This window comes from Ideonella sp. (assembly GCF_035254525.1).
Taxonomy (GTDB): Bacteria; Pseudomonadota; Gammaproteobacteria; order Burkholderiales; family Burkholderiaceae_C; genus Ideonella.
The window spans coordinates 1-21,094 of record NZ_DATFAN010000078.1; the positions used below are offsets into that span (position 1 = coordinate 1).

Annotated in this window: 13 protein-coding genes and 1 tRNA gene; 11 read left to right on the forward strand and 3 right to left on the reverse strand. The window is 70.6% G+C overall.

Annotated elements, in window-relative coordinates; translation table 11 throughout:
• The 3 genes from VJ693_RS07805 to VJ693_RS07815 form a co-directional block, all read left to right on the forward strand.
• Positions 1–839, forward strand: an 839-nt coding sequence (locus tag VJ693_RS07805) for a hypothetical protein (RefSeq protein WP_324153029.1), incomplete at its 5' end; no start/stop codon positions are given.
• Between the two features lie 113 nt (positions 840–952).
• Complete coding sequence (locus VJ693_RS07810) at positions 953–2,869, forward strand: autotransporter assembly complex protein TamA (RefSeq protein ID WP_324153030.1); 1,917 nt, start codon at positions 953–955, stop codon at positions 2,867–2,869.
• Positions 2,870–2,882: 13 nt separating this feature from the next.
• Positions 2,883–7,163, forward strand: coding sequence for a translocation/assembly module TamB domain-containing protein (locus VJ693_RS07815; RefSeq protein ID WP_324153032.1), 4,281 nt, complete (start codon positions 2,883–2,885; stop codon positions 7,161–7,163).
• Between the two features lie 38 nt (positions 7,164–7,201).
• Here the strand turns inward: VJ693_RS07815 and VJ693_RS07820 are convergent, their stop codons facing one another.
• Positions 7,202–8,545, reverse strand: a complete 1,344-nt coding sequence (locus VJ693_RS07820; RefSeq protein ID WP_324153034.1) for an erythromycin esterase family protein — start codon at positions 8,543–8,545, stop codon at positions 7,202–7,204.
• Positions 8,546–8,704: 159 nt separating this feature from the next.
• Between VJ693_RS07820 and VJ693_RS07825 the strand changes: the two genes are divergently transcribed.
• Positions 8,705–8,779 (forward strand) — tRNA-Arg (locus VJ693_RS07825).
• A gap of 71 nt (positions 8,780–8,850) precedes the next feature.
• Here the strand turns inward: VJ693_RS07825 and VJ693_RS07830 are convergent.
• Entirely contained in the window at positions 8,851–10,491 is a 1,641-nt protein-coding gene (locus VJ693_RS07830; RefSeq protein WP_324153036.1) for an iron ABC transporter permease, read from the reverse strand.
• Positions 10,492–10,567: 76 nt separating this feature from the next.
• Here VJ693_RS07830 and VJ693_RS07835 point away from each other — a divergent pair, with 76 nt between their 5' ends.
• The 7 genes from VJ693_RS07835 to VJ693_RS07865 all read left to right on the forward strand — a co-directional run bounded on the left by VJ693_RS07835 (position 10,568) and on the right by VJ693_RS07865 (position 18,744).
• Positions 10,568–11,650, forward strand: coding sequence for an ABC transporter ATP-binding protein (locus tag VJ693_RS07835; protein ID WP_324153038.1), 1,083 nt, complete (start codon positions 10,568–10,570; stop codon positions 11,648–11,650).
• Between the two features lie 154 nt (positions 11,651–11,804).
• On the forward strand, positions 11,805–13,244 hold the full coding sequence (locus tag VJ693_RS07840; RefSeq protein WP_324153041.1) for a S41 family peptidase: 1,440 nt from the start codon (positions 11,805–11,807) through the stop codon (positions 13,242–13,244).
• Positions 13,245–13,321: 77 nt separating this feature from the next.
• The gene (locus VJ693_RS07845) at positions 13,322–14,080 is read left to right on the forward strand and encodes a molybdopterin-synthase adenylyltransferase MoeB (RefSeq protein ID WP_324153043.1); all 759 of its coding nucleotides are present in this window, start codon (positions 13,322–13,324) and stop codon (positions 14,078–14,080) included.
• An 83-nt stretch (positions 14,081–14,163) separates the two neighbouring features.
• Positions 14,164–15,048: an LOG family protein gene (locus tag VJ693_RS07850; RefSeq protein ID WP_324153045.1), complete on the forward strand. Its 885-nt coding sequence runs from the start codon at positions 14,164–14,166 to the stop codon at positions 15,046–15,048.
• Positions 15,049–15,099: 51 nt separating this feature from the next.
• Positions 15,100–16,014: an arginase gene (gene rocF, locus VJ693_RS07855; RefSeq protein WP_324153047.1), complete on the forward strand. Its 915-nt coding sequence runs from the start codon at positions 15,100–15,102 to the stop codon at positions 16,012–16,014.
• A gap of 141 nt (positions 16,015–16,155) precedes the next feature.
• The gene (locus VJ693_RS07860; RefSeq protein WP_324153048.1) at positions 16,156–17,103 is read left to right on the forward strand and encodes an alpha/beta hydrolase; all 948 of its coding nucleotides are present in this window, start codon (positions 16,156–16,158) and stop codon (positions 17,101–17,103) included.
• Positions 17,104–17,160: 57 nt separating this feature from the next.
• Positions 17,161–18,744 carry an ABC transporter substrate-binding protein gene (locus tag VJ693_RS07865; protein ID WP_324153050.1) on the forward strand — a complete coding sequence of 528 codons (1,584 nt, stop codon included), beginning with the start codon at positions 17,161–17,163 and terminating at the stop codon, positions 18,742–18,744.
• Between the two features lie 29 nt (positions 18,745–18,773).
• On the opposite strand, the gene VJ693_RS07870 is transcribed toward VJ693_RS07865, so the two are convergent.
• Positions 18,774–21,050 (reverse strand): YCF48-related protein, encoded by a 2,277-nt coding sequence (locus VJ693_RS07870; protein WP_324153051.1) that lies wholly within the window; start codon positions 21,048–21,050, stop codon positions 18,774–18,776.
• Positions 21,051–21,094: the final 44 nt, after the last annotated feature.

Genomic DNA, 21,094 nt, shown 5'->3' on the forward strand with positions numbered 1-21,094 from the left:
TGAGGAAGCGCTTCGAGGAGCAGAAGGAGCGCCACGAGGGCGGCAGCAAGATGATCGGGACCGGCGGCACCTCGCCGTTCGGCGCCTATGGATTCAATCCGCAGGGCATCCGCATCGGGCAGGACAAGGGGCGCAACCGCAGTGCCGTCAAGGTCTGGGACCAGCGCGCCTACAAGGATTACGACGATTCCCAGGAGCTGGGCACCCGCAACATCAAGATCGCGCTGCGGCGCCTGCGGAAGTTCGCGCGCGAGGGCGCCGCCGACGAACTGGACCTGGACGACACCATCAAGTCGACGGCCGCGAACGCGGGCTGGCTCGACATCAAGATGGTCCCCGAACGCCACAACAACGTGAAGGTGCTGCTGCTGATGGACGTGGGCGGCACCATGGACGAACACATCCACCGCGTGGAGGAAATGTTCTCGGCCGCGAAGGCGGAGTTCAAGCACCTGGAGTTCTACTACTTCCACAACTGCGTCTACGACTTCATGTGGAAGAACAACCGGCGCCGCTTCAGCGAGAAATCACCCACCTGGGACATCCTGCGCAAGTACAACAAGGACTGGCGGCTGATCTTCGTCGGCGATGCGACGATGAGCCCCTACGAGATCCTGCAGCCCGGCGGCAGCGTCGAATACAACAACGAGGAGCCCGGCGCCGAATGGCTGCAGCGGCTCACGCACGCATTTCCGAAGTACGCCTGGATCAACCCCGAACCACAGGGCGTCTGGCAGTACCGGCAGAGCATCTCGATCGTGCAGCAGCTGATGCAGCAGCGCATGTTCCCGCTCACCTTGGCCGGGCTGGAAGGAGCGATGCGCCTGCTGAGCAAATGAGCCGGGCCCGCGCCGCAGCCCGGCGGCTCGCTCTTGCGCTGGCCTGCGTGTTCGCGGCTCCGGTGGCCGTGTGGGCGCAGGCGCCGGAACCGGCCGTCGAGCCGGCCCCACCCGTGGCCACTGCAGCCGCCGCGACGATCCCCGAGCTCGAGATCGTCGCGCCGGGGAATCTGCGCCAGCTGCTCGAGCGCCACCTCGACCTGGCCCGCGCGATCGCCGACCAGCAGGCCGCGGCGAAGGCCGCCAAGGCGGCGCCGCCGGCCGCCGGGGCCAGCGCGCCCTCGGCCGACGCCGGCATCGAGATCAACGAGGCCGAGTGGTCGCGCCTGATCGCGGCGGCGCCTGCACAGGCGCGCAGCCTGGTGCAGACCGAAGGCTTCTTCGCCGCGCAGGCGCAGGTCCAGCGCGAAGGCCATCATGTGCGCCTGACGCTCGAGCCCGGCCCGGTCGCCCGCGTCGAGAAGCTGGTGATCGACATCCAGGGTGAGTTGGGCGAATCGCTCGAGCGGCGCGACGCCGATGCCCGCGCGCTGCACGCGAGGCTGCTGGCCGACTGGGGCCTGCCGGTCGGTGCGCCGTTTCGCAATGCCGACTGGGCCAGTGCCAAGAACGCAGTGATCGGCCGCCTGCGCGCCGAAGGGTATGCCGCCGCCACCTGGAGCGGCACCAGCGCCGAGGTCATCACTGACGCGGACGCGACGGCCGATGCCGCGGCCAGCGGCGGCGCACCGGCCCGCGTGCGCATCTTCGCCGTCGCCGACAGCGGGCCTCGGTTTCTCGCCGGCGGGCCGGACTCGATCACGGTCCAGGGCCTGGCGGTGCACGATGCCGAGCGTGTTCGCGCCCTGGCCGGCTTCGGCGAGGGTGCGCCGCTCACCGAGACGCGCCTGCTCGACTACCAGGAACGGCTCGTGCGCACCGGCCTGTTCGACCAGGTCGCCGTCAGCCTGGATTCCGACGCCGCGCAGGCCGGCCAGTCGCGCGTGCTGGTGCAACTGAAAGAGGCACCGTTGCAGAACGCGACCATCGGCCTCGGCTACGGCACCAACACCGGCCCGCGGGTCACCGGCGAGTACGTGCACCGCCGCGTGTTCGGCTTCGCTGCCACGGCGCGCAACAAGATCGAATACGGCCGCGACAAGCAGGCATGGGACGGCGAGGTCTCGCTTCACCCCAACGAGCACATGCAGCGCTGGCTCGTCGGCGGCACCTACGAGCTGCTGAAGACAGACGAAGACCGCACGATCTCGCAGCGGCTGCGCCTGGGCCGCGCGGAAGACCTGCCGCGCCTGGAGCGCCTGGCCTTCGTCCAGTTCGAGCGCAGCAACGAGTGCACCTACGTCGAAACGCCCTGCATCGACCCGCTGACCGTGAAGGCGGCATCGGGCAACCTGCACACCACCTGGCGCCGGCTCGACAACGCCCTGCTGCCGACACGCGGCTACACGCTCAACGCGCAGGTCGGCGCCGGCTGGGCCACCGGCCAGGCCCCCGGCCGCGAGCCGCAGGATCAGCCAGCGAGTGGCCCCTACACGCGCCTGTACGGCCGCGCGACCGGCTATTGGCCCTTGCCCGGCGGCTTCTTCAGCGAGGCGCGGCTCGAGCTCGGCGGCGTGCTGGTCAAGAACGACGTGATCGTGCCGGACTCGCAGCGCTTTCGCGCCGGCGGTGACGAATCGGTGCGCGGCTACGACTACCGCACGCTGGCACCCACCACGCCCGAGGGCGGCATCACCGGCGGCAAGCTGCTGTTCACGGCCAGCGCTGAGGTGGCGCACCCGATCTCGCGCAGCCTGCCCAGCGTCTGGTGGGCCGCCTTCGTCGACGCCGGCCGCGCGGCGGACAGCATGGGCCGCACCGTGGACCCCAGCGATTCGAGCAAGACCCTCCGCGGCCTTCGCGAGCCGGCGATCGGCTACGGTGTCGGCGCCCGCTGGCGCAGCCCGGTGGGGCCATTGAAACTCGACATCGCCTACGGCGAAGAGCTCAGGCAATGGCGGCTGCACCTGAGCGTCGGCATCGCGTTCTGACGGGCATGCGCCAATGAACAACGCGCCCGCCCCGCCCCAGGCCGCCCCCCTGCCGCGCGCCGAGCGCCGCCGGCTGCGCCAGCTCGCGTGGGAACTGTTGGCCTTGGTCGTGGTGCTGGTCGGCGCGCTCGTCGCCGGCGGCGCCTGGCTGGCGCGCAGCGAAGGCGGTGGCGCCTGGCTGCTGGGCCAGGTGCCGGGCCTGCGCGTCGAGGGCCTGCGCGGCGCGCTGCTGGGCGACGAGCTGACGGCCGAGCGCCTGCGCTACGAGATCGACGGCAACGTGCTGGAGCTGCAGCGCGTGCGCCTGGCCGGCCTGGTCGGCGACTGGACCACCCGCCCCCGCGCGCGCGAACCCTGGCTGCAATTGCACCTGGACGCGCTGTCGGCCGAGGCGGCCACCTGGCGCTCCGGCCCGCCCGGCCCGAGCCCCACCCCCACCGCGCCGCCGACCGACCTGCGGCTGCCCTTCTCGCTCACGGTCGACCGGCTGGCCATCGGCCGGTTGCAGGTCGACGAGCTGCCCGCCCTGGCCGAGGTCCGGGCCAAGGCCGCGTTCGGCGACGACCGCGGCGCGCGCCACCGGCTGACCGGCCTGCGCTTTCACAGCGCGCGCTGGCTGGCCGAGGCCGACGTCACGCTGGGGACCGACGCGCCGCTCGCCCTCGACCTGCGCAGCCGGCTGCGCAGCGCCGATGGCGCGGCCCGCCCCTGGCAGGCCACCCTCGACGCCGACGGCCCCCTCGCCCGGCTGCAGGCACGCGCCCACCTGGCCGGCTCGGGCGCGAAGCCCCCGGCGCTCGATGCGACGGCTGCGATCGAGCCCTTCGCCCCCTGGCCCCTGGCCGCGCTGGACCTGCGCACCGAGGCGCTCGACCTCGCCGCGCTGCACGCCGATGCGCCGCAGACCCGGCTGCGCGGCCAGGCGCACGTTCGCACCACCGGCTTGCGCGCGCCCGCCGAGGTCGACGCCACGCTCGACAACGATGCCCCCGGTCGCTGGGACGAGGGCAAGCTGCCGCTGCGCCGCCTGCACCTGGTCGCCCAGGGCCAGCCGCAGGCCTTGGGCGAACTGAGCCTGCAGACGCTGGTGCTGGATCTGGGCGGCAGTGCGCCCGGCGGCCAGTTGCAGGGCCGCGGCGAACTCAAGCCTGCCGACGGCGCCGAGCGCCTGACGCTGCAGCTGACGCTGGAGGGCCTGCGCCCCGCCACCCTCGACAAGCGCCTGCCGGCGATGGTGCTGAGTGGGCCGCTGACGCTCGACCTGCACGGCCTGCCCGCGTTCGCCGAGGCCACCACGCCAGGCACGCCCACCCCCACCACCTCCACCACCCCAGCCACCCCCAGCGACCCGCTGGACAACTGGCAAGCCCGCCTGACCGGCCAACTCGAAGGGCGGCTCGAACCCACCGGCGGCAAGAAGGCCGCCGCTGCCCGGCCCGCCGTTCAACTGGCCTGGCAGGCCGAGCTGGACCGGCGCCACCTGACACTGAACGAATCGCTGGCCCGCGCCGGCAGCGCCAGCGCCCGCCTCAAGGGCCGGCTGGATTTCGGCGGTAGCGGCAACGGGGCCCCGTGGGCATGGCAGGCCCAGGGCGAGCTGGCCGATTTCGACCCGCTCGTCTGGTGGCCCGGGCCCGCCCCCGGGGCGCGCCGCGGCCCGAACCGCCTCAACGCCGTCTTCGACAGCGAAGGCCGCTGGCAGCCCGGCACGCGCGGCACCGGGCTGCTCGCCAGCCTGGACGGCCTGAACGGCAAGCTGGGCCTCACGCTGCGGCCCAGCCAATGGGCCGGCCTGCCGCTTCAAGGGGAGGTCAACGCCACCCGCGACAAGGCCGGCACCGGCAATGCGCAAGCCCGCATCGAGTTGGCCGGCAACCGCCTGACCGCCAGCGGGCAGGATGGCGGCCCGGCGGCTCGAAGCGCCGAGCTCGCCATCGACGCGCCGGCGCTCCAGGCCCTCGCCCCGTGGCTGGCCAGCCTCGACAAGAACGATCCCCTGGTCTGGCTGCCGCGCGCCGGCAAGCTGCAGGCCAGCGCCGGTGCCCGCTGGCCGGGCGCCCCGGACGCCCCGCAATGGCAAGGCCAGTTGCACGCCAGCGCCTTGGTGAACCCCGCCTGGCATGCCGACCGGCTCGACGCCCAGGCCCAGGGCAGCGGCCTCGGCGAGGGCGCCCTGAACGCCACGCTGGCCGGTGAGGGCCTGGCCTGGCGCGTGGCGCAGGTCCAGTCGGTGCGCGCCGAACTCAAGGGCAGCCTGCGCGAGCACCAGGCCAGTCTGGTGCTGCACAGCCCGGCCCGCCCGCCCGCCTGGGCCGAGCAGCTGTTGGGGGCGCGCACCGGCAGCGGCACCCGGCTGCAGTTCGCCGCCAGTGGCCGCTGGCAGCCCGCGGCCCCGGGCGGCGGGCCGTTCGACGCCGGCCGTTGGCAGGGCCGGCTGCAGGAGCTGCAGGGCCGCGCCAGCGACGGTTCGGGCCAGCCCTGGCTGGCCGGCCAGGACATCGGCCTCGCCCTGGCCTGGGACGACAGCGGCCGCCTCCTCGACGCCCAGGCCGAGCCCGGGCGGATCGTGCTGCCGGGCACCGCGCTGCGTTGGAGCGAGGCGCACTACCAGGCCGATGCCCGCCGCCCCGACGCGCCCGGCGAGATCGCGCTGACGGCCCAGCTCGAGGCATTCGAGCTCGCGCCGCTGCTGGCACGCGCCCAGCCCGAGCTCGGCTGGCGTGGCGATCTGGTGCTGGCCGGCGACATCCGACTGCGGGCCAACGAGCGCGTCGATGCCGACATCGTGTTCGAGCGCGTGCGCGGCGACCTGAGCGTGGCCGACGACGTGCGCGACACCGCCACCGCGCACCGCGCGCTGGGCCTGTCCGACCTGCGCGTGGCGTTGAGCGCACACGACGGCACGTGGCACTTCACCGCCGGCCTCGCCGGCCGGCAGTTGGGCGAGATGGCCGGCGTGGCGACCGTGCGCACCACGCCGCAGGCGCGCTGGCCGGCACCCGAGGCGCCGCTGGACGGCACCTTCCAGCTCCACGTGGCGCAGCTTGGCGCCTGGGGCGGTTGGGTGCCGCCGGGCTGGCGGCTGGGTGGCGACCTGCTGAGCGCTGCCACGCTCAACGGCCGCTGGGGCGCCCCCGAGCTGAGCGGCCGGCTGACCGGCCGACAGCTCGAGGTGCGCAACGGTCTGCAGGGCGTGCAGTTGAGCGACGGCACGGTCGACATCGCCTTCAATGGCGACAGCGCGCGCATCGAGCGCTTCGCCTGGCGCGGCGGCGACGGCACGCTGACCATGAGCGGCGAGGCCGCGCTCGGCCGCGACGCACATGCCGAGCTGAAGCTGCAGGCCGAGCGGCTGCGCCTGCTCGGCCGCCTCGACCGCCGCCTCGTCGCGACAGGCCAGGCCACGTTGTCGCTCGCGCCGCGCTCCGCCAAGCTGGCGGGCGCCCTGCGCATCGACGAGGGCCTGATCGATGTCAGCCGGGGCGACGCACCGACGCTGGACGAGGACGTGCGCATCGTCGGCCGCGCCCCCACGACGCCCACCCCCGGTGAGCCCGCCGCAGCGCCGGCGAACGGCCGCGATTTCGAGACCCGGCTCGAGATGGCGCTCGACCTCGGCCCCGCGCTGCACGTCAAGGGCCGCGGGCTCGACACCTACCTGCGCGGCAGCCTGCAACTGGCCAACCCCGGCAACCACCTGGCGCTGCGCGGCGATGTGCGCGCCGAGCGCGGCACCTACGCCGCCTATGGCCAGAAGCTCGAGATCGAACGCGGCCTGCTGTCCTTCACCGGGCCGGTCGAGGACCCGCGGCTGGACATCCTCGCGGTGCGGCCCAACCTCGACATGCAGGTCGGCGTGGCGGTCACCGGCAGTGCGCTGAACCCGCGCGTGCGGCTGTACAGCGACCCGGACATGAGCGATACCGACAAGCTGAGCTGGCTCGTGCTCGGGCGCGCGTCCGACGGCCTGGGCCGCGCCGATTCCGCGCTGCTGCAACGCGCGGCAATCGCGCTGCTGGCCGGCGAGGGCGAGGCGCCGACCGACGCCTTCCTGGCCAACATCGGGCTGTCGGACTTCGGCGTGCGCCAGACCGGCGAAGGCACCGAGGCCACCACCGTCGTGTCGCTCGGCAAGCAGCTCTCGCGTCGCTGGTACGTGGGCTACGAGCGCAGCATCAACGCCACCACCGGCACCTGGCAGCTGATCTACCGCATCGCCCAGCGCTTCACGCTGCGTGCGCAATCCGGCACTGACAGCGCGCTCGACCTGATCTGGTCCTGGCGGTGGGATTGATTGGCCCCCACGCCCCCTTCCGGGGGCGGACCGGTGGGTTATAGGCCGGCGGGGTAGGTTTCGGGAGCCTCGATGCTCCACTCGGCGTTGCGCTCCAGCGGCTCGACGGCGCGTGTCATGTCGATGTGGATCAGCGCATCGAACTGCTGCGGCAGCCGAGCCAGCAGGTAGTGGCTTTGGCGCTCCGTGTCGGGCCGGTAGAGCACGCCGATCGCGCGCTGCAGGCGCGGCACGCCGAGCAACTGGGCCTGGCGGCTGGCGCCACGCAGCGGCAGCATGAAGCGCTCCAGCCCCACCTCGTGCATCAGCCCCTCGTAGCTGTCGTGCCGCGAGGGCAGCACCAGCATGCGCTCGGCGGCACCATCCCAGTCGCTGGCCGCCGTCACGCTGCCGGTGTGGGTGGAAAACCCGATCAGGAACGCCTCGGTGCCGTGGCGCTCGCGCACCAGCTGGCCCAGGTTGAGCTCGCCGCGCTGGCCCATCTCGGTGGCCCGCGCATCGCCCAGGTGCGAGTTGTGCGCCCACACGACGATCTTCGGCCGCTCGATGCCGCCGCGAGTCAGGTGGTGCTCGAGCTCGTTGAGCGTCTCCATCATGTGACGGTCACGCAGGTTCCAGCTCGACACATCGCTCAGGTACATCGAGCGGTAGTAGGCCTCGGCGTTCATCACCAGGCGGGCGTTCTGCTCGGCATCGAAGGCCTGCTCGCCGTTGCCGCGGCCGCCTGGCAGCGCCTGCGACGCGCGCCGGCGCAGATCGACCAGCATCGCGATCACCTCCCGCTCGCAGCTCTTCGACGTGCCCAGGCCGGCCATGAGGCCGTAGACCTGGCTGTCGTGGCCGAACTGGTCGAAGCAGGCGTAGCGCTCGCGCGCCCGCTGCGCCGCCGCCGGATCCGCCGCCGCCAGGTACTGCAGCACTGCGCTCATCGAACTGTGCAGGCTGTACAGGTCCAGGCCGTAGAGGCCGGCGCGCTCCTCGGCCGTGCGGGTCTGGTTGAAGTCGTGCAGCCAGTCGACGAACTCGGTCACCACGGCGTTGCGCCACATCCAGGTCGGGAAACGGCGGAAACCGGCCAGCGCATCCTCGGCGGATGCGTCGTCGTTCAAGGCTCGAACGTAGCGGTTGACGCGATAGGCATCGGGCCAGTCACCCTCGATCGCCACCGCGTGGAAGCCATGCTGCGCGATGAGCCGCTGGGTCAACAGCGCCCGCTCGCGGTAGAACTCATGCGAGCCGTGCGAGGCCTCGCCGATCAGCACGAAACGCGCCGCACCGGCCAACGCGACCAGGGCGTCGTGGTCGCGCTCGCCGCCGCACAGCGGCACGGCCGCGGCGCGCACGGCTTCGCAGGCCTGGGCATCGAAGGCGCTGGCGTTCATCACCATCCTCCCAGCACCTGGCCGGCGTGGCGGTTGCGGTCGGTGTCGGTCGGCATGGGCGCTCCTTCCTGAGGCGTTCCCTCGAAGCGGGGCAATTCCCGTACCCCCGCGGCGCGCTGGACCGGCGACCGCGACGCTGCATGCCAAAATCCGCCCCTCGCCGCCGTAGTTCAATGGATAGAACGGGGACCTCCTAAGTCTCAGATGCAGGTTCGATTCCTGCCGGGGGCGCCAGACTTGCATGCGCTGGCATGCGGGCGAAGTCGCCAAGGCAGCCCGTCAGGGCGCCGCGCCGGCCCGTGGCTCTAGCGGCTTCGCAGCGCCCGCGACAGCAGCAGCACCGGGATCAACCCGACCACCACGATGGCCAGCGACGGCAGCGCGGCTTCGGCCAGGCGCTCGTCGCGGGCGAACTGGTAGGCCACGACCGCCAGCGTGTCGCTGCCGAAGGGGCGCAGCACCAGCGTCGCGGGCAGCTCCTTCATCGTGTCGACGAAGACCAGCAGCGCTGCGGCCAGCGCGGTGCGGCCAAGCAGCGGCAGGTGCAGCTCGACGAAGGTGCGGCGCCGGCCGGCGCCGAGCAGGCGGGCCGATTCGTCGATCGACACCGGCACCCGCGCGTAGCCGGCCTGGACCGACTGCAGCGCCACCGCCGAGAAGCGCACCAAGTAGGCGTAGAGCAGGCCGAACACCGTGCCGGTGACCAGCGCGGCGGCGCCCCACTGCGGCTGCCAGACCTGCAGCGCGCCGGTCCACAGCAGGATGCCGACCGCCACCACCGCGCCCGGCACCGCGTAACCGAGCGAGACGACGTGCGCCGCGCCGCGCAGCCAGCGCGCCCGGCGCCCCTGCGCGCGGCGCAGCGCGAAGGCCAGCAACAGCGCAAACAGGACCGCGGCCGCCGCGGCGATGGTGGCCAGGCGGAAGGTCGCCGCCGCCCAGTCGGCAAAGCGTGCGAGGTAGCCGACCGAGAGGACCGGCGACGCGCCGCCGTCATCCCCGCCGCCGGCCTCTTGCCAGAGCAGGCGGGTCAACCAGGCCACCGGCAGCACGAAACCCAGCAGCACCGGCACGCCGCACACCGCCCAGGCGGCCAGGCGGCCGCTCCCGTGCAGCGCGATGGGCCGCGCGCTCAGGCTGCCGCTGCCCGCCGACGGCCGGCTGGCGGTGAAGCGCAGCCGTGCCTGCGCGCGCTGCTCGGCCCACATCAACAGCGCGACCACCGCCAGCAGCATGCTCGCGAGCTGCGCCGCGGCGATGTGGTCGTCCAGCACCAGCCAGGCCTTGTAGATGCCGGTCGTGAAGGTGGTCAGCCCGAAGTAGGAGCCGACGCCGTAGTCGGCCAGGGTCTCCATCAGCGCCAACGCCACGCCGGCAGCCAGCGCGGGCCGCGCCATCGGCAGCGCCACTTCCAGCACCCGGCGCCGCAGCGGCGCGCCGAGCAGCCGGGCAGCCTCCATCATCGGCGCCGCCTGTTCGGCCAGCGCGGTGCGCGCAAGCAGGTAGACGTAGGGGTACAGGCAGGCGACGAAGAGCAGCATCGCGCCGCCGAGGCTGCGCACGTCCGGCCACAGCGCCCCCCTGGCACCGGTCGCCGCGCGCAGCGCGACCTGCAGCGGCCCGCTGTACTGCAGCGCATCGGTGTAGGCGTAGGCCAGCACGTAGGCCGGCATTGCCAACGGCAGCAGCAAGGCCCATTCGAAGACGCGCCGGCCGGGAAAGTCGAACAGCGTGACCGCCGCGGCCGTCGCGCCACCGACCACCGCCACCCCGAAAGCCACCGCCATCACCAGCATCAGCGACTGGCCGGCATAGGCCGGCAGCACCGTGTCGGCCAGCTGCCGCAACACGTCCAGCGAGCCGCCGTCCAGCCCCAGCCAAGCCCCCATCACCCCCAGCACCGGCAGCGCCAGCAGCAGCGCCAACCCAATCAGCGCCGCCCTCATCGAGCCCCTCCTCGGCGTCTTGATCCAGAGCAAATACGAACGATGCTCATTTCCATTGCGTCGGTATCATAGGCGCATGTTTTTGCAGTTGGACCGCGTCAGCGTCGCCTACGGCCGCAATGGCCGCGGCAAGGCGGCCGTCGCGGCGGCCTCGCTGTCGCTGGCGCGCGGCCAGATCGGCGTCCTGATCGGCCCCTCGGGCTGCGGCAAGACCTCGCTGCTGCGCGCGGTGGCCGGGCTGGAGCGCCTGGCCGGCGGCGCGGTGCGGCTGGCCGGCGAGCTGCTCAGCGACGCGGCCAGCGGCCTGCACCGTCCGCCGGAGAACCGTGGCATCGGCATGGTGTTCCAGGACTACGCGCTCTTCCCGCACCTGAGCGTGGCCGACAACATCGGCTTCGGCCTGGCCCATCTGCCGCGCGCCGAGCGCGAGGCGCGGGTGGCCGAAATGCTGGATCTGGTCGGCCTGGGCCACGCCGCCAAGCGCGCGCCGCACCAGCTCTCGGGCGGCCAGCAGCAGCGCATCGCCCTGGCCCGCGCGCTGGCGCGCCGCCCGCGCCTGCTGCTGCTGGACGAGCCGTTTTCCAGCCTCGACGTCGACCTGCGCGAGCGTCTGGCGCAGGACGTGCGCGCGATCCTGAAGCAGATCGACGCGACGGCCCTGTTCGTCACCCACGACCAGCTCGAGGCCTTTGCGATCGGCGACCTGATCGGGGTCATGCAGCACGGCCGGCTCGAGCAGTGGGACGACGCCTACGCGCTGTACCACCGCCCGGCGAGCCGTTTCGTCGCGCAGTTCATCGGCCACGGCGTGTTCGCGCCCGGCCGCATCGTCGACATGCCCGGCGGCCCGCGGGTGCGCACGCCCCTGGGCGACCTGGACGACGCCGGCGAATGCCCGCTGCCCGATGCCTACCCGGGCGGCGAATGCGACGTGCTGCTGCGCGCCGACGACATCGTCCACGACGACGAGGCGCCGGTGAAGGCTTGCATCGAACGCAAGGCCTTCCGCGGCTCGGAATTCCTCTACACGCTGCGCCTGGCCAGCGGCGAGCAGGTGCTGGCCCACGTGCCTTCGCACCACGACCACCAGCTCGGCGAGTGGATCGGCATCCGCCCGCAGGTCGAGCACGTCGTCACTTTCCCGCGCGAATCGAGCTGAATTTCGTCTCGAATTGTGAGTACCCGCTGACGACTTTTGCCACGTCGTTCAAGCAACTTTTCTGGTGTAACGGGAACTACGGGAATACCGGGCGACCTATACTTGGCTGGCATGTGCCTGCAGGTATGGGCGCGGCGGTGGAAGGCGGGACAAGATGGGTGCGAAACTGAAAGTGGCGGGTCTGCTGACCCTGGGTGCCGTGGCCGGCGCATTGACGACGATGCAGCTGACGGCCATCGCGCGTAACACCTACGCGCCGATCCCGCTGGAGGAGATGCAGCAACTCGCCCGCGCCTTCGACATCCTCAAGAGCGATTACGTCGAGCCGGTCGACGAGAAGAAGCTGATCAACGACGCGCTGTCGGGCATGGTGTCCGGGCTCGATCCGCATTCGCAGTACTTCGACAAGAAGAGCTTCAAGGAATTCCGCGAGTCCACCTCGGGCAAGTTCATCGGCGTGGGCATCGAGATCGGCATGGAAGACGGCGTCGTCAAGGTCGTCTCGCCGATCGAGGGCTCGCCGGCCTTCCGCGCCGGCTTGAAGCCCGGCGACCTGATCACCAAGATCGACGACACCCCCGTCAAGGGCCTGGGCATGGACCAGGCCGTCAAGCGCATGCGCGGCGAGGCGAACACCAAGGTCGTGCTCACCGTGTTCCGCAAGTCGGAGAACCGCAGTTTCCCGGTCAGCATCGTGCGCGAGGAGATCCGCGTGCAGAGCGTGCGCGCCAAGGTCATCGAGCCCGGCTACGCCTGGCTGCGCGTGGTGCAGTTCCAGGAACGCACGATCGACGATTTCAGCCGCAAGCTCGAAGAGATCTTCAAGCAGGAGCCCAACCTGAAGGGCCTGGTACTCGACCTGCGCAACGACCCGGGCGGCCTGCTCGAGGGCGCGGTGGCGCTGTCGGCCGCCTTCCTGCCGACCGACGTGGTCGTCGTCAGCACCAACGGCCAGATCGCCGACTCGAAGTTCACCTACCACGCCTCGCCTGACAACTACATGCGCCGCGGCGGCGTCGACCCGCTGAAGAAGCTGCCCGCCGCGGTGAAGACCGTGCCGCTGATCGTGCTGGTCAACGAAGGCTCGGCCTCGGCCAGCGAGATCGTGGCCGGCGCACTGCAGGACCACAAGCGCGCCATCGTCATGGGTGCGCAGACCTTCGGCAAGGGCTCGGTGCAGACCATCCGCCCGCTGTCGGCCGAAACCGCGCTGAAGATCACGACCGCCCGCTACTACACGCCGGCCGGCCGCTCGATCCAGGCCAAGGGCATCGTGCCGGACGTCTGGCTCGACGAAACCGCCGAGGGCAACGTCTTCGCCGCGCTGCGGATGCGCGAGGCCGATCTCGACAAGCACCTGGCCATCCCCGGTGAAGCCAAGGACGAAGCCCGCGAGAAGGCGCGCGAGGAAGCGCGCAAGAAGCTCGAGGAGCAGGCCGAGAAGATCAAGGACGGCACGATCAAGCCGCTGCCCGAGTTCGGCAGCACCGACGACTTCCAGCTCGCCCAGGCGCTGAACCGCCTGAAGAACCGGCCGGTGATGGTCAGCAAGACCATGACCGAGCGCCCGGTGGAAGGCGAAACAGAGCATTGACTCATGGGCGCGCCCAGGAAGCGCCTGCGGCGCCCCCGCCCCCCGAGGGGGTGCGTCAACTTGGGAGCGGCCCGGCGTTGACCGACGACGACCTGCTGCGCTACTCGCGCCACATCCTGCTCGACGAGATCGGGATCGAGGGCCAGGCGAGGCTGCAGGCCGCGCACGCGCTGGTGATCGGCGCCGGCGGCCTGGGTTCGCCGGTGGCGCTGTACCTCGGCACGGCTGGCGTCGGCCGCATCACGCTGGTCGACCATGACAGCGTCGACCTGACCAACCTGCAGCGCCAGATCGCCCATACCATGGCGCGCGTCGGCTCGCCCAAGGCCGAGTCGGCACGCAGCGCGATGCTGGCGATCAACCCGACGCTGGACGTCCGCACGATCTGCCGGCGCGCCGATGCCGCCCTGCTCGACACGCTGGTCGCCGAGGCGGACGTGGTGCTCGACTGCAGCGACAACTTCGCCACCCGCCACGCGGTGAACGCGGCCTGCGTCAGGCACCGCACGCCGCTGGTGGCCGGCGCGGCGATCCGCTTCGACGGCCAGATCTCGGTCTACGACACGCGCCAGCCCGACGCGCCCTGCTACGCCTGCATCTTCCCGCCCGACGCGACCACCGAAGAGGCGCATTGCGCGCTGATGGGCGTGTTCGCGCCGCTGGTCGGCATCATCGGCACCACCCAGGCGGCCGAGGCGCTGAAGCTGCTCACTGGCGTCGGCGAATCGCTCGCCGGGCGCTTGCTGATGCTGGATGCGCGCAGCATGCACTGGGACGAGATCCGCCTGGCCAGGCAGGCCGATTGCCCGGTCTGCGCGCCATACCGCACGGCCTGACGGCGCAACGCGCCTCCTGCCCACTCCTGGCGTGGTGGGGGGAGTAAGCTGCCTCCCCCCTTTCAGTGCATCGACCACCCAGGATGGACACCCCCGTCGACCTGACCGCCCGCAATTTCCCCAGCGCCGAGGAAGAGGCCCAGGCCGTGACCCCGCCGGCGCTCTACGGCGGGCCCGAGAGCAGCTACCGGCTGGCCTTCACCGACACCGATTTCCTGCTGCAGCCCGAGCTGCGGCCGGTGCGCATGCAGCTCGAGCTGTTGAAACCCGAGATGGTCCAGCAAGCCCAGGGCGTGCGCAGCACCGTGGTGATCTTCGGCAGCGCGCGCATCCCGCCACGCGAGGTGGCCGACGCGCGCCTGGCCGATGCCAGCGCGGCCGGCGACGCGGCGGCCGTGCGGCGCGCCGAGATGCAGGTCTCGATGAGCCGCTTCTACGAAGAGGCACGGCGCTTCGCCAGCCTGGTCACCGAGCGCTCGCGCCGGATGGCGCGGCCGATCTACGTCTGCACCGGCGGCGGACCCGGCATCATGGAAGCGGGCAACCGCGGCGCCCACGAGATCGGCGGCAAGAGCATCGGCCTGAACATCGTGCTGCCGCACGAACAGCAGCCCAACCCCTACATCACGCCGGAGCTGTGCTTCCAGTTCCACTACTTCGCGCTGCGCAAGATGCACTTCCTGATGCGCTCGGTCGCGCTGGTGTGCTTCCCCGGCGGCTTCGGCACGCTCGACGAGCTGTTCGAGGCGATGACGCTGATGCAGACCGGCAAGTGCCGCCGCCGCCCGATCCTGATGTTCGGCCGCGAGTTCTGGACGCGGCTGATCGATTTCGACCTGCTGATCGAGACCGGCATGATCAGCCCGGGCGACGAAAAGCTGTTCCGTTTCGTGGAAACCGCTGACGAGGCATGGGATGTGCTGGCCGAAGATTACGGCCTCGACGAGGCCGACGAAAATCCGGCCTGACGGCCCATCGGACGCATTCTTCTCCGGGCCGAAACCCGCACAATCGCCGCCATGCTGAAGAAAGTCTCCCTTATCGGCGCGCCGACCGACATCGGCGCCGGCGCGCGCGGCGCCAGCATGGGCCCCGAGGCCTTGCGCGTGGCCAACATCGGCCCGATCCTCGAGAGCCATGGGCTGGAGGTGATCGACCGCGGCAACCTCAACGGCCCGCCGAATCCCTGGCAGGCGCCGGTCGAGGGCTACCGCCACCTGGACGAGGTGGTGACCTGGAACAGGCTGGTGCACGAGGCCGTCTACAGCGAGCTCGCCGGCGGGCGCATGCCCATCCTGCTCGGCGGCGACCACTGCCTGGGCCTGGGCTCGATCAGCGCGGTGGCGCGCCACTGCCGAGACGCCGGCAAGAAGCTGCGCGTGCTGTGGCTCGATGCCCACGCCGACTTCAACACCCACGAGCTCACGCCCAGCGGCAACATCCACGGCATGCCAGTGGCCTGCCTGTGCGGCCATGGCCCGAAAGAGCTGATCGAGATCGGCGGCCAGGTGCCGGCGATCAACCCGAAGTGGATCCGCCAGATCGGCATCCGCTCGGTCGACGCGGGCGAGAAGAAATTCGTCCACGAGGTCGGGCTCGAGGTGTTCGACATGCGCTACATAGACGAGATGGGCATGCGCCACACGATGGAGCTGGCGCTCGCGACGCTGGACGCGAACACCCACCTGCACGTCAGCTTCGACGTCGACTTCCTCGACCCCGACGTGGCGCCCGGGGTGGGCACCACCGTGCCCGGCGGCCCGACCTACCGCGAAGCCCAGCTGTGCATGGAGATGATTGCCGACACCGGCCGCATGGCCAGCCTCGACGTGATGGAGCTGAACCCGGCACTGGACGTTCGCAACAAGACCGCCACGATCGCAGTCGACCTGATCGAGAGCCTCTTCGGCAAGAGCACGCTGATGAGGAAGTGAGCCCCCACGCGCCCCGAGGGCAGGCGCGGCGCGACACAAATCTTGACGTAACACCCGTTCACCACCGACAACAGTCTCGTGGGCATGCGCGTTGCCTGGGCTGGTCACAATACCGCCAATCCCGACTCGGATGCTCCCACCATGCGTACCTACTTCTCTGCCCTGACCTTGTCGCTGCTCGGCATGCTCGCCTCTTGCGGAGGCGGCGGCAACGGCAGCCAGGGCGTTGCCCAGTATTTCCAGTCGGCGGTCTTCCAGGCGGCGCAGATCCAGAGTCACGGCAACATCGAGTTCTCGCAGCGGCCGAATGCCGCGGGCGCGCAGTACACCTCGGACGCCCGCAAGGCGAGCGAGCTGGGCACCGGCACGCTGACGCTGCTGATGGATGTCTGGGTCCCGCCGAACGCGACCAGCGTCACGCCAATGCCCCTGGTGGTGTTCGTGCATGGCGGCGGCTTCAACTCGGGCGGCAAGGAAGACCGTACTGCCGACGCATTGAGCTACGCCAGCTCCGGCTTCGTCACCGCCTCGGTCAACTACCGGCTGACACCCAACAACACCGACAGTCCCGAGCTGCGGCAAACCGCGATCGTCGAGGCCGCCGACGACGTGATGAACGCCATCCGCTTCTTGAAGAAGAACGCCGCGACTTACCATATCGACACCACGCGCGTCGCGATCGTCGGCACCTCGGCAGGTGGGGCCCTGGGGCTGATCGATGCGGTACAGGCGGACGAGCTCACCGGCACGTCCAACGACTACACGGGCTATTCGGCCAAGGTCAATGCGGTGGTCTCGACCGGTGCGACGCTGATCGACGACCAGTTCGATTCGAGCGGCCTGCTGCACTTCGACGCTTCCGACGCGCCGGTGCTGATGTTCCACGCCGACCCGACCGATGGCACGACCGGCGCCACCTGGGACGGCAACGTGGTGCCCACCTGCGACAGTTTCAACAATGCCGGCGACAGCTGCACCAAGGTGCCCACGCCGAACGGCGGCCACACCGTGCCGATCGACCTGTCCAGCAAGTGGTGGGCGATGATCCAGCCCTTCCTCTGGAACGAACTGCTGCTGGCCAACCTTTGACAGCGCGGGGCCGCGGCCCCGACACTGCGGCGGAACCGCACCGAAGGCCCGCCGCCCATGCCCCTGCTGCTCTCGACTGCGCGCCGGCTGGCCGGCGCCCTGCTGCTGGCCGCCGGCCTGCTGCCCGCCCAAGCCGCCACGCTGCGCATCGCCAGCGGGTTCGACCCGCAGACGATGGACCCGCATGCGCTGGCGCTGCTGTACCACTCGCGCGTCGTCTACCAGGTCTATGAATCGCTGGTCGGCCGCGATGCCGATTTCAGGCTCGAACCGGCGCTGGCACTGAGCTGGAGCCAGCCGAACCCGACGACCTGGCGCTTCAAGCTGCGCCCTGGCGTGAAGTTCCACGACGGCACGCCCTTCACCGCCGACGACGTGGTCTTCTCGGTCGAGCGCGCGCTCGCGCCGCCCTCGCAGCGCGGCTTCCAGCTCCAGGGCGTGACGGGCGCCCGCGCGCTCGACCCGCTGACGGTGGATCTGCTGCTCGCCGCGCCCGACCCGATGCTGCCCGAGAAGCTGCAGTACTGGTGCATCATGAGCCGTGCCTGGGCGGTGAAGCACGGTGTCGAGAAGGCGCAGGACTTCGCCGGCCAGCAGGAAACCTTCGCGGTGCGCAACGCCAACGGCACCGGCCCTTACCAGGTGGAGCGCTACGAGCCCGACGTGAGGGCCGTGCTGAAGGCCAACCCCGTCTGGTGGGGCCGCGGCGACAAGCGCAACGGCAACGTCGACGAGGTCAGCTTCGTGCCGATCCGCTCCGATGCCACGCGCCTGGCGGCGCTGGCCTCCGGCGAGGTCGATCTGGTGCTCGACCCACCATTCCAGGACGTCGAGCGCCTGAAGCGCGAGGGCCAGCTCAAGCTCGCGCAGACGACCGACATCGGCGAGCAGTACCTGGCTTTCGACCAGCAGCGCGACGAGCTCGAATTTTCCAACCTGAAGGGCCGCAACCCCTTCAAGGACCTGCGCGTGCGCCGCGCCGTCTACCACGCGCTGAACGTCGACCTGATCGTCGCCAAGGTGCTGCGCGGCCAGGCCAGGCCGACCGGCGCCTTCGTCTCGCCGCTGCTCGACGGCTCGCCACGCGAACTCGACCGCCGCCTGCCCTACGACCCCGCGAAGGCCCGCGCGCTGCTCGCCGAGGCGGGCTACCCGAACGGCTTTTCGGTCACGCTCGATTGCGTGAACATCGCCTACCGCGAAAACGTCTGCCAGGCCGCCGCCGCGATGCTGACGCAGGTCGGCATCCGCACGGCGCTGCGCTCGTCACCGACCAACCAGTTCTTCCCCAAGCTGAGCCAGGCCAGCGCGAGCTTCGTCGAGTTCGGCTTCACGCCCCAGCCCGACCCGTGGTCGACGCTGTTTGCGCTGTTCCACACCCGCGGCCCCGGGGGCGCCGGGACCTTCAACGCCGGCAACTACAGCAACCCGCGGCTCGACGCCCTGATCGACGCCATCCGCATCGAGCCCGACCTGCCTCGCCGCCGCGCGCTGACCGGCGACGCGCTGCGCCTGATCGGCGAGGATCTCCCGATGGTGCCGCTGTACCGCCGAACGCTGACCTGGGCGATGGCGAAGAAGGTCAGCCTCGTGCAGTGGGCCAACGACACGGCCGAGCTGCGCTGGGTCAGTGTGAAGTAGCCGTCAGCGAAAGCGTCCCGCCCCGGAGATCAGCGCCCGCCGGTGGCAGTGGCCAGCACCGCGCTGCCCTCGCCGACAAGCCAGCCGGTATAGGCGTCAAGGAAAAAGGCACTCAACACTCCCAGCGCCGAGCCGCTGGACTGCACACTCCAGGTAGTGCCGCCATCCGCAGTGGCCAGCACCGTGCCCCCGTCGCCCACGATCCAGCCGTGCATCGGGTCGACGAAAGTCACATCGTGCAGGTTGGCCGCTGTCGGGACTGGCACGCGCGACCACGTCAGGCCACCATCGGCAGACATCACCACCGCGCCACCGTCGCCAACGGCCCAGCCGGTGCTCGCATCGGCAAACGCAACGCGGCGCAGGTCCGCGAAGACATCGGTCGGGCGCAGGCTCCAGGTCGCGCCGCCGTCACTGGTCCGGCGAATCGCCCCGCCATAGCCCACGACGATCCCCACCCTGTCGTCAACGAAACGCACGCCAAGGCTGGACGAGGGCAGCCTCGCCTGCAAGCTCCAGCTGTCGCCACCATCGGTGGTCCGGTAAACGTCCTGCCGATTCGAGATGGCCCAGCCGTTCCTGGCATCGACGAAGTGGAAGTCCTCGACGTACGCGAACCCGGCGCTCGTCAATGGCGACCACCAGCTTGCACCGCCGTCCGTCGTCTTGCTGACACCCCAGGCGCCCGACATCCACCCCAACGACGACGACTGGAACTGCAGCCTGCTGTTGAGGTAGCCTGGCTGCCCCGTCAGTGACTTGCGCGCCCACTGCCGGCCACCGTCGGCCGTCTCGAACATCCAGCCCCCCGTGCCCACTGCCAGGCCCTTCTTGCTGTCGAAGAACCACACAGCACTCAAGCCGGACGCGCTCTCATCGGGCGCTGCACCGAACACCTGGGTCCAGGTGGTGCCGCCATCGGTCGACCGGTACATGCGCTCCGAGTAGCGGAGCCACAAGGCACCCGCGCTGCTCGCCAGGCTCGTCGGCCAAGACGGCTCCTGTTCGACGTGCAGCCAGGTCCAGTGCGCGCCCGCATCGCTGGTCAAGTAGTAGCCGTTTTCGTGGGGGAACCACGCCGTCTGCGCGTCCTGGGCGCTGAGCGCGTCGAGTTCCCAGTAGGAGGCGCCCGTCGGGCGCGCGACGGGTATCCATGAACTGGCCCCATCGGTGCTGCGATACATGCCCCCGCTGGCCACGGCCCAAGCATCATTGGCGCCGAAGAGCTTCAGATAGCTCACATCGCCAGGCAGGCCAGTGGCGGCAATCGTCATCCACGACGCGCCACCGTCAGAGGTTCGCCTCATCAACTCGGTCGAGGTATTCCAGTCGTAGACCATCAGCAGACCATGGCGCTCGCTGCCCATCGTGAACCGTCGCAGATACTGCCCAGCCAGGCTGCCGTCGAACGATACGGTCGATTCATCGGCGCCAAGATTGCCGGATTTGCGTAGCCAGTAGAAGTCCATCTCCCACAGCGTGCCGTCCGCGGTCACCTGGTTCGGCGTCACCGCGGCGTCGATCCAGGTCTGCCCTCCGTCAATGGTTGAACGCGAGCCCCAATACCCTGGCGTCACGACCGCGCGCTGCTCATCCAGAACCACCAGCCCCACGTTGTAGGAGCCCCACGGCTGACTCATGCCCGAAGTCTGGCGCGTCCACGTGGCACCGGCATCGCTGGTCCGCAGGAGTGCACCGTTGTCGCCCGCCACCCAACCCACGGTGGCGCTGGCGAACCGAACCTTGATCAAGCGATCGGTCACATGCGATGCCTGCGCCGACCACGTGGTGCCTCCATCCACCGTCTTGAGAATCTGCCCGGCCTCACCGACCGCCCAGCCGGTCGTCGCATCGACGAAGGCAATGTCCTCGATCGTGTTGCCCATGGGCCGCGGTCGCTGCCAGCACCAGCCCTTCTGGTCCGGGCCGCTGCACAAGAGGTCTTGCACCATCGCGTAGTGGCCGACGGTGACCTTGAGCGCAGCGCGTCGAGAGTCGCCCGCGTCGTTGCTGACTGTCAGCGTCACCTCGTACTCACCGGGGGCCCGGAACTGATGACTGGGTGACGGCTCGCGGCTCGTGCCGCCGTCGCCGAAATCCCAGGTGAACGTCAATCGATCGTCCGCCGTCTCAACATCGCTGCTGAACGGCGTCGGTGCATCGGCCTCTACGGTGGTGGTGCCGGCGATGCTGATGGCGCCCGGCAACTCCGCAGGGGGAGTCACCCCCCGATCGCCGCCGCCGCAGGCGCTCAAGAACAGGCACAGGCTTACCAGCGCTGTCGCGCAGGCTCGAATAGCTCGCATTTCCCCTCCCTGGGTGGCTATTTTCAGGCGCCAGATCTTACCGG